The following is a 15,072-nucleotide window of genomic DNA, read 5'->3' on the forward strand; positions in this document are numbered from 1 at the left end:
TGGCAAGGATAAGTGCTGAAAGCATCTAAGCATGAAGCCCCCCTCAAGATGAGACTTCCCATCACTTCAAGTGAGTAAGATCCCTCAGAGACGATGAGGTTGATAGGTCCGAGGTGGAAGCGTGGTGACACGTGGAGCTGACGGATACTAATCGATCGAGGACTTAACTATCTATTTTGATTCGTTGATAATCAAACTCTTATTTAGTTTTTAGGGTACAAAGTGTATGACTATAAAGATATGTCTGGTAGCAATAGCGAAGAGGACACACCTGTTCCCATACCGAACACAGCAGTTAAGCTCTTCAGCGCCGATGGTAGTTGGGGCTTTGCCCCTGCAAGAGTAGGACGCCGCCAGGCAATTTTTATATACTTTTTTGTTATAGAATGATTTAAATTGTACATAATATACTGAGTACATAGTAAAAATTCAACAATGACTTTTAATAATTTTCTTCAAAACTGTTAATCAAAATGATATAATTATTTTACATTGTTCCACAGTAGCTCAGTGGTAGAGCAATCGGCTGTTAACCGATCGGTCGTAGGTTCGAATCCTACCTGTGGAGCCATTTTATGCTTCCATAGCTCAGTCGGTAGAGCACTTCCATGGTAAGGAAGGGGTCAGCGGTTCAAGTCCGCTTGGAAGCTCTAGAGAAAACGCCTGTCCTGCAAGGGATTGGCGTTTTTATTTATTAAGAACAATTACAGATTTTCCGAACGAGAAAGCCCATTACGGTCTGATAGCACCTCCTTTAGGGGGGATAGTGAGGCCAAAATACGGAGTACCACCTTTAATCGTAAGGTTTTGTGGTGCTTTAAGTATTTGAAAATTCCACAATCTATTCATTTCCCACAAAAACTGTTATTCCACAAAAATGGTCAACCAGAAATAAATTCTAATTGACCTCATAATACGAACTGGTCAGTTACTTGGACACATTCGTTCGATAAATGCGCCCTTTTCAGGAAGACTGTTAAAGACAACAACTATTCAGTGAAAGCCAAACCATATCGATGACCTGGATGCCATTTTCGTAAATAGGTTGGTCTTAATGCCCAATAAAAAAATCCGGTCAATAAAAGTCATAATGAACCTGCATTTTTGATATAATGCTAATTGGATGACCCCTATTTCAAGAGTTTTATAACCTTCACCTCTTGTAGTTTATCAGAATAGCAAATACCTTTCCCTAAAACCTGAATCCGGATTAAAATGATGTTTATCATCTGCAAGTAATGATATTTATCACTACAAAATTAACCGTCCGGCATTTATGCTGTTTACAGGTTATAAATTGAGGAGAGATGAAAAATGAAAAAGGGTTTAAAGATCGGACTGTTCGTGGGAATCATCGCTGGAGTGGCGGGTATTCTGTTGAATATATTAATTGGTGCTTCGACAGGTCTTAATTTCGAGCAGATAAATCCAGTTTCGATTTTGATTGCTTCCATTGTATCAAATCTAATCGGTGCGATTATTTTTATAAAATGGCTTCAAAAAACAGGAAGGCCTGCATTGAATTACATTATGCTGACTGCCGTGGTCACCATATTGCTTACCTTAATGGATACAATCAGTCCCCCGGCACCAAAGTTTTGGATTATGGCATATCCGCTCCACCTTGTCGTCGCTTTATTTTCAATTTTCCTGATTCCAAGATGGCTGGGTGATAAAAGAGAGAGCACCACTCAGGCCGTTTCCGGGTAATCAATTTTCACAAAAGAAAAAAACAGGAATGACACTGTTGCACGGCCTCTTTCGTTGTATGATCACCATAAATTAAAAACAGGAAGCGATATATGATGAGAAAAAAGTTTCCACGTGAATTAATGACATTGGTTCTTCCGTTTATTTATCTGTTATTCGGACCATTCAATCAAGCATGGTTTGTGAATATGCTTTTATTCCTTGTCCTTGCCGCCAGTTTTTGGCAAGGGCTCGAGCATTCGAAGTATCGGCAGATTTTTATTGTCATTCAGCTTGTTTCAGTTTCTCTGATGGGGGCACTCTATTCGCCATGGAGCTTAGTTATGGGGTTTTATCCGGCCTTGGTCATGGGGATGCTCCCTTCCAAACGCCATATTACCCGGATGGTAGGGTTGATGGCGGCGTTCTTTGCCGTTGCTCTCTTTTATTTTTACCAACTGTCACATGTTCCATGGAGGTTCGAATGGGTACCGCTTGTAATTGTTCCTATGATTCTTCCTTACGTCTCAAAAGCAATACAACATTCAGTTGAGGTTAGTATGAAGCTCAAATATGCCAATGAAAAAATCGCCCATCTCATAAAAAATGAAGAACGGCAAAGAATTGCCAGGGATTTGCATGACACCCTGGGACACACGTTATCCATGATTGCGGTAAAAAGCGAACTGGTGGAACGATTAATTTCAGAGCATCCAGAACAAGCCATGGAAGAGGCACATAGCGTGCAGAATATATCGAGAACCGCTTTACTGCAGGTCCGTGAACTTATCAGTGATATGCAGGCGATCGATATCGAGGAAGAAATTGAGCACGCCACAGATATTCTTCAGTCAAAAGGGATTCAATTTATTCAACATGGAACCATTGACAATATGACTGCGGCACCGATTATCCGAAACATACTGGGCATGTGCCTGCGTGAGTGCATAACGAATGTCGTCAAACATAGTCACGCAAAAACCTGTACACTGAGTCTTTATGAGGAGAGAGGAAAATACGTGCTCATCGTACGGGACGATGGCATCGGAATAGCCATCGATAAAAATAGGCTTGAACAATACGGAAACGGGTTATTCGGAATGAAAGAAAGATTGCTGTTAATCGGCGGAAGGCTTGAAGTGAATTCCAATGTGGCGCATGGGACGGAAATTACCATTCATGTGCCCAAGGTTGAGAAGGGAGAGGTACGATGAGAATCGTCATTGCGGAGGATCAAGGGATGCTTCGGGGAGCGATCAGCAAATTATTGGCACTGGAAGAAGATATCGAGATTGTTGGAGAAGCAGATAATGGGGAGCAAGCCTTGGAACTAATTCGTACCGAGAGAGCGGATATCGGTGTTTTGGATATTGAGATGCCTTTATTAAGCGGGTTGGATGTAGCTGAAAAACTTAGGTGTGAAAGCCTTGAATGCCGGATCGTAATCGTGACCACCTTCGCGAGAAGCGGATATTTTCAACGCGCCGTCAAAGCAGGCGTACAGGGTTATTTATTAAAAGATGCCCCGGTTTCAGAACTGGCGGAAGCCCTGCGTAAAATCGATGCAGGCGGACGGGTGTTCAGTCCGCATCTAACCTTTTCCTTGATGGAAGAAAACAACCCGCTTACAAAGAGGGAATCTGAAATTTTGTTGCATCTGAAGAGAGGCGATTCGGTTAAAGAGATCAGCCAAACTCTGTATCTCTCCCCAGCCACGATCCGCAACTACATTTCCGAAATCATTCAGAAGCTGGAAGCAAGGAACCGGATGGACGCTGTCACTATCGCTGAAAATAAAGGATGGTTGGAAAAACCGATTTTGTAAATGAAGGAGGTCAAAGGGATGGAGAAATTTTTTGAAAAAGTTGCTGAAAATGTCTATGCCTTTTTATTATGGGATGATTCCTGGCATTCGTTTAATAACTGCTATGTCGTCATCGAGAAAAACGGTGTGACTCTCATAGATTCCGGAAAAACAGAACACTTTACTCATCTGGAATCATCCTTGAGTGAGATCGGTATCAGGATCTGGGACATCACAAAATTGATTGCGACTCACGGACACAAAGACCATATTGGCGGTTACGCGAATCTTCATAACACAAAAAAGGTCATCCATCCTAATGATTTAGCACTGCTGCCGTCCGATGCACGTTCCATTTTTAACCCCGACCTGGATCAGGTCGGTAACGAATTCGAATGGGTACATCTCGGACATCATACGAAGGGCTCAATTGCGCTTTACCACTGTAAAAGCAAGGTTTTGTTTTGCGGCGACCATGTCTGTTTTTTTGGAGAACCATTGCCGAACGATCAAATTGTCACGGAAAAAGAAATCATAAATGATCATGTGCAATCATTTTTGGCGGGTTTTGCTTCGAATAAAGAAATGAGGGAAAAAGAGGATTTTAAGGGGCTTATGGAAGGATTGAAAGAATTGCTTCGCTTTGATGCCAAATTTCTTTGTACGGGCCATGGGGTGATTGTGCAAGGCGATATCAGGGATTGGATTAACGAAATCCTTAGGAACATCAAATGATTTGGAATCAAGAAGACTTGATTGAGGAGGAATAGCAATGTTTAAAAGCAGAACTCCCCCAATTCGTGATAAAAAGGGAGCGATTTTGGAAAATAGTATGACCACACTGGAGGCTGTTCAAATTGGCGGGGTCAAACAATGGGTTTTGATTCGTGGAGAAAACAAAGATTGTCCGCTTCTTCTTTTTATTCATGGGGGGCCTGGTTCCGCGCAGATCGGCTTTATTCGAAAATATGAACAAGAGTTGGAAAAACATTTTATTGTCGTGAACTGGGATCAGCGTGGAGCCGGTAAATCAGGAAAGAATATCAACCCATCGACTATGAATTTAGCGAGGTTTGTTGAGGATGCCCATGAATTAATTACCTATTTGTTATCAAGGTTTGGGCGGAAAAAGTTATTTCTTGCAGGGCATTCATGGGGTAGTATTTTGGGCACCCTAACATCTCAACAATATCCCGACAGCATTCATGCCTACATTGGTATTTCCCAGCTGGTTCATATCGACTTGAACGAGCAAAAAAGCTATGCTTATGCTCTTAAACGGGCGCGGGAGGTTAATCATCAAAAAGCTGTCTCTGCCTTATCCAAAATCGGAAAACCTCCCTATCCAAACTTCAAAGTAATGATGAAACAGCGAAAATGGCTGCTTAAATTCATCCCTGAGGAACTTTCACCTGATTATTTACTACGTGCAATTCCTTCATCGACAGAATATACATTGAAAGACTGGTACTTCTTTTTCAAAAATGTGATGAAATCAAATAAGATGCTTTGGGATGAATTTCTTGAGGTTAATCTCTTTGATAAGGTTCCCGAAGTAGATGTACCTGTTTACCTGTGCGAAGGATGTTACGACTATCAAGCACCTTTTGAACTTGCGCAGCAATACCTCGAACAATTACATGCTCCAAGGAAGGAAATCTTTTGGTTTAAACATTCGGGTCATTCTCCACATATAAGTGAATCTAAAAAGTTTTCTGATGTTTGTTCATATATTAAACGAGTAAGCTTATGAAGGATTATCAAAGAATATTCGGGAGATATAGGTGAAACGAGATTGTGCCGCAAACAGGCGCGTTTGTTTAACAGTTGGTTTTAAAAAAAACGCTTGGATTATATCCAAACGCTTTTCGGATTGTATGTAACCTATCCTCTGTTTTTGCAGTGCAATCCCACTTACGGCCCAGCTTACTTCTGCCTTTAAAAAGATTACGATAATCTGTTTTGTATAGAATTATATGACTCCCAATCCTGCATCATATTTAGAATCAATCTTATTATATCCCGCATTCTTATTTCTCCGCATTCCTTTTTATCTAACAGGCTGCACAAAGCTATAAGGTCCAGTAATTTTGCCTTTTGAAGCCATTTTTCCGGTAGTATGCCTCTATTATTTTGATAGCTTAGAATGAATGAAGCTAGAAACTGAGTATGTCTTACATCTTCATATCTAAGCATATTGCCTATATCCATTAAGGGTGTACCACTGAAAGCATATTCCCAGTCCAGCAGACCAGTAATACTTATACTCCTAGTACTAGTTTCAGCCAAGATATTTAAAGGGTTAAAGTCACCATGTACGAGTGAGTTTTGAGTATTGAGACAGTCAATTAAATGGGCATGCTTTTTGGCAAATTGATAAATTCTCTTAGCTAAATCTGGGCTCAGACGTGTAGCGGCACGACCTTTTATAATACTATCTTTTATGTACATTAATAAATGATTTGCATCCAGTTTTACGTGATCCTGTATATGCAGGTTTTCATTAAAGAAGCCCGACGATGGAAATGTGACACTATGTACTTTTGCTAATAAACTCCCCGCTTCTTTCGCTGCATTTGAAATTAAATTTTGATTCCCCTCATTTAGTAATTCGGAAAGCTGGTATCCTTGAATCCAGCTTAATAAAACGTATGGATAGTCTAAATTTGTGCAAGAAGAATCAGAATAAAGCGGATTAGGTACAGGAACTTTGTCTTTTAAAATAGTTAAAATTTCCCTTTCAATCTCCATGCTGCTGTTATTTTCTTTACTATATATGCGAAGTACATAACTTTCATTTGCGTCTGTTGTTATTCTCAAATTAGAATTATTTAGACCTCCACTTAATACTTGGATTTGAAGGATCCTTTGATCTTTAAAGAATGGTTTTAACATCTTATGAACTGTAGCTTTATCAGGGGTTATCAATGGGTACGTGCGCTCCCAAGCAGTCTTCATCTGAATGCCTCCGATTTAGTTTGTTTCTTAATATATTAACACAGGACCCCTACTATAAAATGTTCTCCCTTGATTCTTCTCACTAAGAACGAATATAACTAAATGCTAACAGACAAAGATTACTAAAATAATAACTTTCTGAACTAAGTCAATTCCAATTGAACGGAAAAGTGGTAGCCTAATTTTTGTTATAATCTTGAGAATGTAAGTAGCCAACATTATTATTTGACTTAATTTTAATGTTTGGAATGGGTAATCCCCAACGTTTATAACCAAATTTCATCCTTTATAAAACTGTGTAGAACTTAAATTCTTGCACATTCGCCGGAATTAATGTTTTGAAAATAAAAATATTAATTTAGCCCTTTACAAAGATGTTAAATCTGTATATAATAAAATTCGTTGGTTTCTGACAAGATAGCTTAAAATGTTTTTAATTCGACAATTAGCCAATTATGGCCCGTTGGTCAAGCGGTTAAGACACCGCCCTTTCACGGCGGTAACACGGGTTCGAATCCCGTACGGGTCACCAAAAACGGAGGATTAGCTCAGCTGGGAGAGCACCTGCCTTACAAGCAGGGAGTCGCAGGTTCGAGCCCTGCATCCTCCACCATGCCGGCCTAGCTCAATTGGTAGAGCAACTGACTTGTAATCAGTAGGTTGGGGGTTCAAGTCCTCTGGCCGGCACCATTTTTCCATGTATAAAATAGAAAAAGTTAGATAGAATAAATGCGGAGGGGTAGCGAAGTGGCTAAACGCGGCGGACTGTAAATCCGCTCCCTCAGGGTTCGGCAGTTCGAATCTGCCCCCCTCCACCATATGATTGTTGGGCTATAGCCAAGCGGTAAGGCAGCGGGTTTTGATCCCGTCATTCCCAGGTTCGAATCCTGGTAGCCCAGCCTTTTTTTATTTTTACGGGTTATTTGAAACCATACATGTAAATATTACCGGACTGCATAATGACATTCTGAAAAGTCATCTTAATATGTGCGGTAAAGCAGCACAGTTATATTGACCGAAAATTCTTTACGTAATACAGGCAATCATTACATTTTTGAATTTACTGGAATTAGACTTGATGAACAATCTTATTATGGAAGCAATACTAACTTCAATGAGCCATTAGCTTAGTCGGTAGAGCAACGAGCAATGCTTCTGCCGGAATGTTCCGCGAGTAACCCCGATGTACATTACTTCCTAGAATATGCTAGAAGAAGCAGGGGTCCGACTAAATGTGCATTCTTTATATGAAAGTGAGTTTAAAGTTTAACTTCAATGAGCCATTAGCTCAGTCGGTAGAGCATCTGACTTTTAATCAGAGGGTCGAAGGTTCGAATCCTTCATGGCTCACCATTTATAGTAAAAGAATTCTAGCATATGTACAAAATCCATAGTATAATTAGAGAAACAAGGTCGTTATGATAATCAACAACCTTGTTTATTTGCATTTTATGCTGTTTTTTTACATAATAGATACAGTAATTTTTTTATAAAAAATATATATTTAAAATAAAACACATTTAATCTTGGAACACTAAAGGATGATATGCAATGAAAACTTCCAGAATCCCTGGGTTTTATAAAAAGACCGTCGATGAACGCAGAGAATTGATATCCACAATTCATTCGATCGATGAAAAGGATAAAAGCAATTTTACAGAACCATTACCACTGGCTACAGCTGATAATATGATTGAAAATGTTATTGGAACTTTTCCATTACCTTTTGGTTTAGGATTGAATTTTTTAGTTAATGGGAAAGAATACGTAGTACCGATGGCGATTGAAGAACCATCAGTTGTTGCGTCGGCGAGTTACATTGCTAAAATAGTTAGGGATGCTGGGGGGTTCACTGCAGAATCCACAGGGAGAACTATGATAGGCCAAATACAAGTTGTTGGCTGTTCAGATCTGGAATCCGCAAAAAATTCTCTATTGAGTGAAAAAGAGGCATTATTGAATGATGCCAATGCGTCCTATCCCAGCCTTGTTGCAAGGGGTGGCGGTGCTGAGGATCTAGAGGTGCGGATCATAAATGAAGATTCCGATTCCAGGTACGGTCAAATGCTGGTTGTTCACATATATATAAACACATGTGATGCAATGGGAGCTAATATCATTAATACGATGGTTGAATCATTAGCACCTACTGTAGAGCAATTGACGGAAGGAAAAGTATATTTACGTATTCTTTCCAATTATGCTGATCGCTGTCTTGCCCGCGCTAAGTGTGTGATTCCGCCAGAATTGCTTGAGACTGGTGAATTTACAGGGGAAGAAGTACGTGATGGTGTCGTTCATGCATATGAATTTGCTGCATCTGATCCGTATCGTGCGGTTACCCACAACAAAGGAATCATGAACGGAATTGATCCAGTTGTTATTGCAACGGGAAATGACTGGCGTGCAGTGGAAGCGGGGGCACATGCATATGCCTCACGCCATGGACAATACAGCTCCATGACAATGTGGTCTGTTGATGGGGAAGGTAATTTAGTCGGTGAACTTGAATTACCTATGTCTGTTGGAACAGTAGGTGGATCCATTCGTGTTCATCCAATGGCGCAGCTTTCCCATAAATTATTAGATGTGGAGTCAGCAGAAGAATTGGCACAGGTAATTGTTGCGGTTGGACTCGCGCAAAACTTAGGTGCGTTAAAGGCACTTGTGACCGATGGTATTCAAAAAGGTCATATGGCATTACATTCTCGGTCTGTTGCGATGGCGGCAGGTGCTACTGGGGAGATGATTGATATTATTGCTGAACGATTAATTCAAGAAAAACAAATCCGTGTTGGAAAAGCTAAAGAATTGGTGGCAGAATATATAAAATGAGTGCAGAAAAAGCAACAACGTCAGAACAAACAGCTATAGGAATAGCTCATAGTAAATTGATTTTAATTGGGGAACATGCAGTTGTACACGGACAACCTGCTATCGCAATCCCTTTTCCATTAGTAGGTGTAGAATCGGTAATCGATAATGTTCCAGGAGCAGTAAAAATTGATAGTACATTTTATCATGGACCGCTTGAATCCGCTCCAGAATCATTAGCAGGGATTGTGAACTGCATTAAGGCAGCCCTTAGAGAGTTAAATTTACCGTGCAAGGATTTACTTATTCGTATTAAATCATCCATACCGCCTGGCAAGGGTCTTGGATCTAGTGCTTCGGTGGCTATTGCTGTGATTAGATCATTATACGCATATGCCGATCAGCAATTGTCTGAGGAAGAATTATTAAAGCTTGCTAATATATCAGAAACGTATGCACACGGGGCTCCGAGCGGGATTGATACCTTAACGATTACCTCTGGTTCACCTGTCTGGTATGAGAAAGAACGTCCGTTTTATTTTATACAGCCTAAAACAGACTTCCATTTCGTTGTAGCTGACTCCGGAAGAATGGGTGATACAAGGCTTGCGGTTGAGTCTGTTGCGGATTTGTTTAAGTCTGCTCCTAAGAAGATCCAAGCAAGCCTTAACAAGATTGGGGAAATCACGCATCAGGCTAGAAGAGCATTGGAAAAGGCCAGCAAACATCTTTTAGGAAAGACGTTAAATGAGGCACAAAAAGAACTGGAAGCACTTGGGGTTAGTGACGCTGGACTGAACAGACTGATCTACCTTGCCAGAAGAGAAGGTGCATTAGGTGCGAAGCTTACTGGAGGCGGAAATGGTGGCTGTATTATAGCTCTAGCACGAAATGAAGAACATTCCCGTCAGCTTTCGGATAAGTTAAGAAAATTTGGAGCACATGCAGTATGGCCGTTTGTTTTAAGAAAGCAAAATTAATTGTATAAAGCTAGCAGTGTTGAAAAGGGGATACGTAATGAAGGCAACAGCTAAGGCACATACAAATATTGCCTTGATCAAGTATTGGGGAAAGCGTGACGAATCATTGATATTGCCTATGAACAATAGTCTTTCTTTAACATTGGACGGATTCTACACAACGACTACCGTTTCGTTTAAAGAAGAGCTTACAGAAGATAGGTTCTTTTTAAATGATCACCCCATTAAAGGTGAACAGTATAATCGTGTTACTAAATTTCTTAATCTGATTAGGGACTATGCACAAAGGACAGGTCTTTATGCTGAAGTTTCATCGACTAATCACGTACCTACAGCAGCCGGTTTTGCGTCTTCTGCTTCCGGTTTTGCTGCATTAGCTGCGGCGTCTACTCGTGCGCTTGATATGCAAATTACTGAACAGGAGCTTTCGCGATTAACCAGGCAAGGTTCGGGCTCTGCCTGCCGTTCTGTATATGGAGGTTTTGTTGAGTGGGAACAAGGAATGGAAGATGACGGCTCTGATTCTTATGCGGTTCAGGTAGCACCTAAAGACCACTGGGATGTTCGCGTTGCAGCAGTAGTTTTATCAGATACAATGAAAAAAGTATCCAGCCGGGCTGGTATGAAACGTACAGTTGATACATCGCCTTTTTATTCCAGCTGGGTGAGCAGCATTCCGGATGACCTCACACAAATCAAAAAGGGTATTGATGATTGTGATTTTGAAAAGGTGGGCCAGATTGCTGAAGCAAATTGTCTTAAAATGCATGCCACCACACTTGGGGCGAATCCTCCCTTTACTTATTGGCATGATACTACAATGGCAGTAATGCAGGAAGTAAGAGCGATGAGAGAGCGAGGAATTCCGGCATTTTTTACAATTGACGCTGGTCCTAATGTAAAGGTGCTTTATCTGCCGCAGCATGAAGCGGCAGTTCAAAAATATCTCCGAGAAATACCTGGTGTACATGATGTAATTGTAAGTCGTTCAGGTCAAGGAGTAACCTATTTATAGGGGTTGAAATTATTGTCGAATTTACCATTGACCATTCAAGTGCCAGGTAAATTAATGATTGCAGGGGAGTTTGCCGTTCTTGAACCTTACCATAACCTAGTTGTAATGGCGGTTAATCGTTTTGTATATGCAACAATTTCACAAAACGATGCTAATCGCCTTTCCTTATTGGATTTTCAGCTTCTTGACCTTGAATGGAATTATTCAGATAACAGAACCAATATTGTAACTAATGACGAACGGGTCCGTTTTGTCGAAGAAGCTATGACAATCGCACTTAACTATCTGAAAGAGAGCGGCATTACGCCTGGAAAGTTTAACCTTTCTATCAAAAGTGAACTAGATGACGAGTCGGGGGTTAAGTATGGGCTAGGGTCAAGTGCTGCTGTCGTAACATCCGTTATTTCCGCTATCTTACATAAATTTCTCCGCAATGAGCCGTCAGCTGCGTTAATATTTAAGCTTGCCTCTATTTCCCATGTTAAAACACAAGGGAACGGTTCGGGAGCTGATATTGCTGCTTCATCCTATGGCGGATGGCAGCGTTATACGTCATTTCAGGCTGAATGGCTAGCAAATCAATATAAACAGGCAGGTTCACTTACAGGTTTGCTGGGAGAAGATTGGCCGTATTTTTCTGTTGAGCCAATAGTGTTTCCAGAAGATGTATATATGTGTATTGGCTGGACTGGAAAACCTGCTTCGACAGCAAATCTAGTTACTGAAATTCGCAAGCTAAATGAGAATAATGCTACTTTGTATAAGCGGTTTTTACAGGGTAGCACAGATGCTGTAGAAATATTTTTGCAGGGCTTTCGGAAAAAAGATGTTGACCTTCTGTTAAAAGGTACGAAGCTAAACAGAAATGTACTTTCTGCTTTAGGCAAAAATGCTGGGGTAGAGATCGAAACCCCTTTATTAAAAACGTTATGTGATTTAGCAGAGCAACATGGTGGAGCTGGAAAGCCCTCGGGAGCCGGTGGCGGAGATTGCGGGATTGCATTTGTTCCAAGCAAGGAAAAAGCAGAGCAATTAATGATGGCATGGCAGGAAGTGGGTATAAAGCCATTAGAAATAAGACCAAATCCCCATGGTGCTAGAGTAATTAAATAGAAACTTAGGTATTGTCGAAATAAGACAGTACCTATTTTTTTTATGTTAAACTAATTACAAAATTGTCTGATAGGGAGATGGATCAATGGAATTTAACGTAAATACAACTGCTTTTAAAAATGCTGTTTTTAGCGTTAGCCGGATTATCCAGGCAAAAACTGCACAATCTGAATTAGCTTCTTTAAAAATTTCAGCTGACACAGAAGGAATTATCATCGAAGCTGTTAATTCCGTGCTTACTATGAAACGATTTTTACCATGTATGGATAATGAAGGTCAAATTATTCACGTTATCAGATCAGGAAGCATACTTATTTCTCCTGCATATTTTGTTGAACTCCTTAAAAAACTTCCCGGGAAAATACATATGAAGGTAAATGAGAACTTTCAACTAAAGATTGAATCGGAAAATATTAGTACAACATTAAGCGGAATGGACCCTTCTGCATTTCCTAATCAACCGTTTTTAGAACAGGCGACCATGATTCAAATTCATACAGATACGCTAAGGAAAGTGATTGAACAGACACTATTTGCTGTGTCGCATCATGATGCAAATCCGGCATTAACAGGTGTTAACTGGGTTTTTGATAAAAAGAAATGGTATTCCATAGCGACTAATTCTCAAAGGCTAGTATTAACTAGACAATCCCATGCTGGAAAAGAAATTAATGGTTCGTACACAATACCTGCAAAGGCTTTAGCTGAGTGCCTGCATTGCTTTAAAAACGATGACAAAGAAATTACGATTACTTTTTCCAATCGGTTTATTCTTTTTCAAGGGGGAGATATTCAATTATATTCAAAACTAATCACAAGCTCATTTCCTAATGTTGGAAAGCTTATTCCTGCAGAAACAAATACAGAGATTATTGTTGAAACAGCTGAATTCTTAAAAGGAATTGACCGTATGATTTTATTAGCTTCTTCAAAGAAAAATCATAATGTTGCAATGAAGGTCGGTGGGAAAAAGACAATTACACTTAAATCGGATGCGGGAGAAATAGGGGAAATTAAAGAGAGTCAAGCAGTGATTCAAGTAGCTGGAGATACTGATTTTCATATTATTTTTGACGGAGAGTATATGAAACAGTCACTTCAGGCAATAGAAGATACGTCTATTAAATTAATCTTGTCAGGTCCCTATCGTCCAATTCGCATAGAGCCTTTGGAGGGTGATTCATATCTTCATTTGATTTCTCCCTTAAGGGGATAAAATTAGTTTGGAAGGTGATGCAATGAGTATTGTAAAAGGAATAAATCATTTGCTTTTCTCAGTATCGGACCTGGACACATCTATCGAATTTTATGAAAATGTGTTTGCCGCAAAATTGCTCGTAAAAGGACGAACAACCGCGTATTTTAATGTGAATGGTATTTGGCTTGCATTAAATGAGGAAAAGGATATCCCAAGAAATGAAATTAAGGAATCCTATACACACCTTGCTTTTTCAATCGATGAAGCGGACTTTGAGATAGTCTATGAAAAGCTGCAAATGCTAAATGTTTCTATTCTTTCTGGAAGAGAACGTGATAAACGGGACAGGAAGTCTATCTATTTTACTGATCCGGACGGCCATAAATTTGAGTTTCACACAGGAACATTGCAGGATAGGCTGGATTATTACAGGGAGACAAAACCGCATATGGAATTTTTCTGATTTCTGACTTCCTGCCTCTAACCACTGTATATATATACACCAAAATGTCGAGTTGAGTCATTCGCTATTTTTTGGCTAAAATAAGGGATAGAGGAGGGCTATAAACTATGAATAGGAATATGTCTATTATTGGCGTGCCAATGGATTTAGGTCAAAGCAGACGCGGTGTCGATATGGGACCTAGTGCAATACGCTATGCTGGTGTTGTTGAAAAATTAGAACGCTTACAATTTGATGTTAATGATTTAGGAGATATTACGATCAATCGTCCAGACAGTAAGAATGATAAACAAGAAGGCAATTTACGTAATTTACCCCAGGTAGCGGAGGGAAACCAAAAGCTAGCAGAAATGGTTGATCAGGAAATAGAAAAAGATCGTTTTCCATTAGTATTAGGTGGAGATCATAGTATTGCAATCGGGAGCTTAGCTGGTATTTCCAAGCATTACGAAAATCTTGGTGTGATCTGGTACGATGCACACGGTGATCTGAATTCCGGTGAAACTTCACCTTCAGGAAATATTCATGGCATGCCGCTTGCAGTTAGCTTAGGTATTGGCCATGAAAAGCTGACGAACATGCTGGATTATCAGCCAAAAATTAAACCAGAAAATATTGTAATTGTCGGTGCTCGCTCCCTTGATCCGGGTGAAAAAGATCTCATTAAAGAAAAAGGAATCAAAGTATATTCAATGCATGAAATTGACCGCATGGGAATGACAAAGGTAATGGCTGAAACAATTGATTACTTGAAGGATCGTACGGATGGTGTTCATCTTAGCCTTGACTTTGATGGATTGGATCCTTCTGAGGCACCAGGCGTGGGAACTCCAGTACTTGGCGGAATGACGTATCGTGAGAGTCATCTAGCAATGGAAATGCTAGCAGAGTCGGATATTCTAACATCCGCGGAGTTTGTCGAAGTAAACCCAATCTTGGACGATAAAAATAAAACAGCGACAGTTGCTGTCGGATTAATGGGATCTTTGTTTGGCGAAAAATTAAAATAGGTATAACAAAAGACAACAAATTTCTATT

Annotated in this window: 13 protein-coding genes, 8 tRNA genes and 2 rRNA genes; 22 read left to right on the forward strand and 1 reads right to left on the reverse strand. The window is 40.1% G+C overall.

The genetic code is table 11. The annotated features are described in order from the left end of the window. The 9 genes from IEV74_RS17820 to IEV74_RS17860 form a co-directional block, all read left to right on the forward strand. A 23S ribosomal RNA gene (locus IEV74_RS17820) occupies nt 1-171 on the forward strand; the annotation flags it as partial. A 72-nt stretch (nt 172-243) separates the two neighbouring features. Next, nucleotides 244-359: ribosomal RNA gene (gene rrf / locus IEV74_RS17825) — 5S ribosomal RNA — on the forward strand. 137 nt (nt 360-496) lie between these two features. Beyond that, nucleotides 497-571: transfer RNA gene (locus IEV74_RS17830), tRNA-Asn, on the forward strand. A 6-nt stretch (nt 572-577) separates the two neighbouring features. Then, nucleotides 578-650, forward strand: a tRNA-Thr gene (locus IEV74_RS17835). 664 nt (nt 651-1,314) lie between these two features. Then, nucleotides 1,315-1,710: a hypothetical protein gene (locus IEV74_RS17840; RefSeq protein ID WP_188456728.1), complete on the forward strand. Its 396-nt coding sequence runs from the start codon at nt 1,315-1,317 to the stop codon at nt 1,708-1,710. Between the two features lie 95 nt (nt 1,711-1,805). Continuing rightward, nucleotides 1,806-2,903, forward strand: a complete 1,098-nt coding sequence (locus tag IEV74_RS17845) for a sensor histidine kinase (protein ID WP_188456729.1) — start codon at nt 1,806-1,808, stop codon at nt 2,901-2,903. Beyond that, nucleotides 2,900-3,514 carry a response regulator transcription factor gene (locus IEV74_RS17850; RefSeq protein ID WP_188456730.1) on the forward strand — a complete coding sequence of 205 codons (615 nt, stop codon included), beginning with the start codon at nt 2,900-2,902 and terminating at the stop codon, nt 3,512-3,514. The genes IEV74_RS17845 and IEV74_RS17850 overlap by 4 nt, the downstream gene beginning before the upstream one ends. Nucleotides 3,515-3,532: 18 nt before the next feature. Beyond that, nucleotides 3,533-4,228 carry an MBL fold metallo-hydrolase gene (locus IEV74_RS17855; protein WP_188456731.1) on the forward strand — a complete coding sequence of 232 codons (696 nt, stop codon included), beginning with the start codon at nt 3,533-3,535 and terminating at the stop codon, nt 4,226-4,228. Nucleotides 4,229-4,265: 37 nt separating this feature from the next. Further along, nucleotides 4,266-5,246, forward strand: coding sequence for an alpha/beta fold hydrolase (locus IEV74_RS17860; RefSeq protein ID WP_188456732.1), 981 nt, complete (start codon nt 4,266-4,268; stop codon nt 5,244-5,246). 194 nt (nt 5,247-5,440) lie between these two features. On the opposite strand, the gene IEV74_RS17865 is transcribed toward IEV74_RS17860, so the two are convergent. Further along, nucleotides 5,441-6,388 carry a phosphotransferase family protein gene (locus IEV74_RS17865; RefSeq protein WP_188456733.1) on the reverse strand — a complete coding sequence of 316 codons (948 nt, stop codon included), beginning with the start codon at nt 6,386-6,388 and terminating at the stop codon, nt 5,441-5,443. Between the two features lie 520 nt (nt 6,389-6,908). Between IEV74_RS17865 and IEV74_RS17870 the strand changes: the two genes are divergently transcribed. The 13 genes from IEV74_RS17870 to rocF all read left to right on the forward strand — a co-directional run bounded on the left by IEV74_RS17870 (nt 6,909) and on the right by rocF (nt 15,044). Then, nucleotides 6,909-6,983 (forward strand) — tRNA-Glu (locus IEV74_RS17870). A gap of 5 nt (nt 6,984-6,988) precedes the next feature. Next, nucleotides 6,989-7,064, forward strand: a tRNA-Val gene (locus tag IEV74_RS17875). A 1-nt stretch (nt 7,065) separates the two neighbouring features. Next, nucleotides 7,066-7,141, forward strand: a tRNA-Thr gene (locus IEV74_RS17880). 43 nt (nt 7,142-7,184) lie between these two features. Then, a tRNA-Tyr gene (locus tag IEV74_RS17885) sits at nt 7,185-7,269 on the forward strand. A 9-nt stretch (nt 7,270-7,278) separates the two neighbouring features. Next, nucleotides 7,279-7,350 (forward strand) — tRNA-Gln (locus IEV74_RS17890). Nucleotides 7,351-7,728: 378 nt separating this feature from the next. Further along, nucleotides 7,729-7,804: transfer RNA gene (locus IEV74_RS17895), tRNA-Lys, on the forward strand. A 198-nt stretch (nt 7,805-8,002) separates the two neighbouring features. Next, nucleotides 8,003-9,286 (forward strand): hydroxymethylglutaryl-CoA reductase, degradative, encoded by a 1,284-nt coding sequence (locus tag IEV74_RS17900; RefSeq protein WP_188456734.1) that lies wholly within the window; start codon nt 8,003-8,005, stop codon nt 9,284-9,286. Beyond that, nucleotides 9,283-10,245, forward strand: a complete 963-nt coding sequence (gene mvk / locus IEV74_RS17905) for a mevalonate kinase (RefSeq protein WP_188456735.1) — start codon at nt 9,283-9,285, stop codon at nt 10,243-10,245. Before IEV74_RS17900 ends, mvk begins: the two co-directional genes overlap by 4 nt. A 37-nt stretch (nt 10,246-10,282) precedes the next feature. Beyond that, nucleotides 10,283-11,260: a diphosphomevalonate decarboxylase gene (gene mvaD, locus IEV74_RS17910; protein ID WP_188456736.1), complete on the forward strand. Its 978-nt coding sequence runs from the start codon at nt 10,283-10,285 to the stop codon at nt 11,258-11,260. A gap of 12 nt (nt 11,261-11,272) precedes the next feature. Beyond that, on the forward strand, nt 11,273-12,373 hold the full coding sequence (locus tag IEV74_RS17915; RefSeq protein WP_188456737.1) for a phosphomevalonate kinase: 1,101 nt from the start codon (nt 11,273-11,275) through the stop codon (nt 12,371-12,373). An 85-nt stretch (nt 12,374-12,458) separates the two neighbouring features. Continuing rightward, the gene (gene dnaN, locus IEV74_RS17920) at nt 12,459-13,589 is read left to right on the forward strand and encodes a DNA polymerase III subunit beta (protein ID WP_188456738.1); all 1,131 of its coding nucleotides are present in this window, start codon (nt 12,459-12,461) and stop codon (nt 13,587-13,589) included. Between the two features lie 28 nt (nt 13,590-13,617). Then, the gene (gene fosM, locus IEV74_RS17925) at nt 13,618-14,034 is read left to right on the forward strand and encodes a FosM family fosfomycin resistance protein (protein ID WP_373284370.1); all 417 of its coding nucleotides are present in this window, start codon (nt 13,618-13,620) and stop codon (nt 14,032-14,034) included. 107 nt (nt 14,035-14,141) lie between these two features. Beyond that, entirely contained in the window at nt 14,142-15,044 is a 903-nt protein-coding gene (gene rocF / locus IEV74_RS17930; protein WP_188456740.1) for an arginase, read from the forward strand. Nucleotides 15,045-15,072 lie beyond the last annotated feature (28 nt).

This window comes from Virgibacillus oceani (assembly GCF_014638995.1).
GTDB lineage: Bacteria > Bacillota > Bacilli > Bacillales > Amphibacillaceae > Virgibacillus_E > Virgibacillus_E oceani.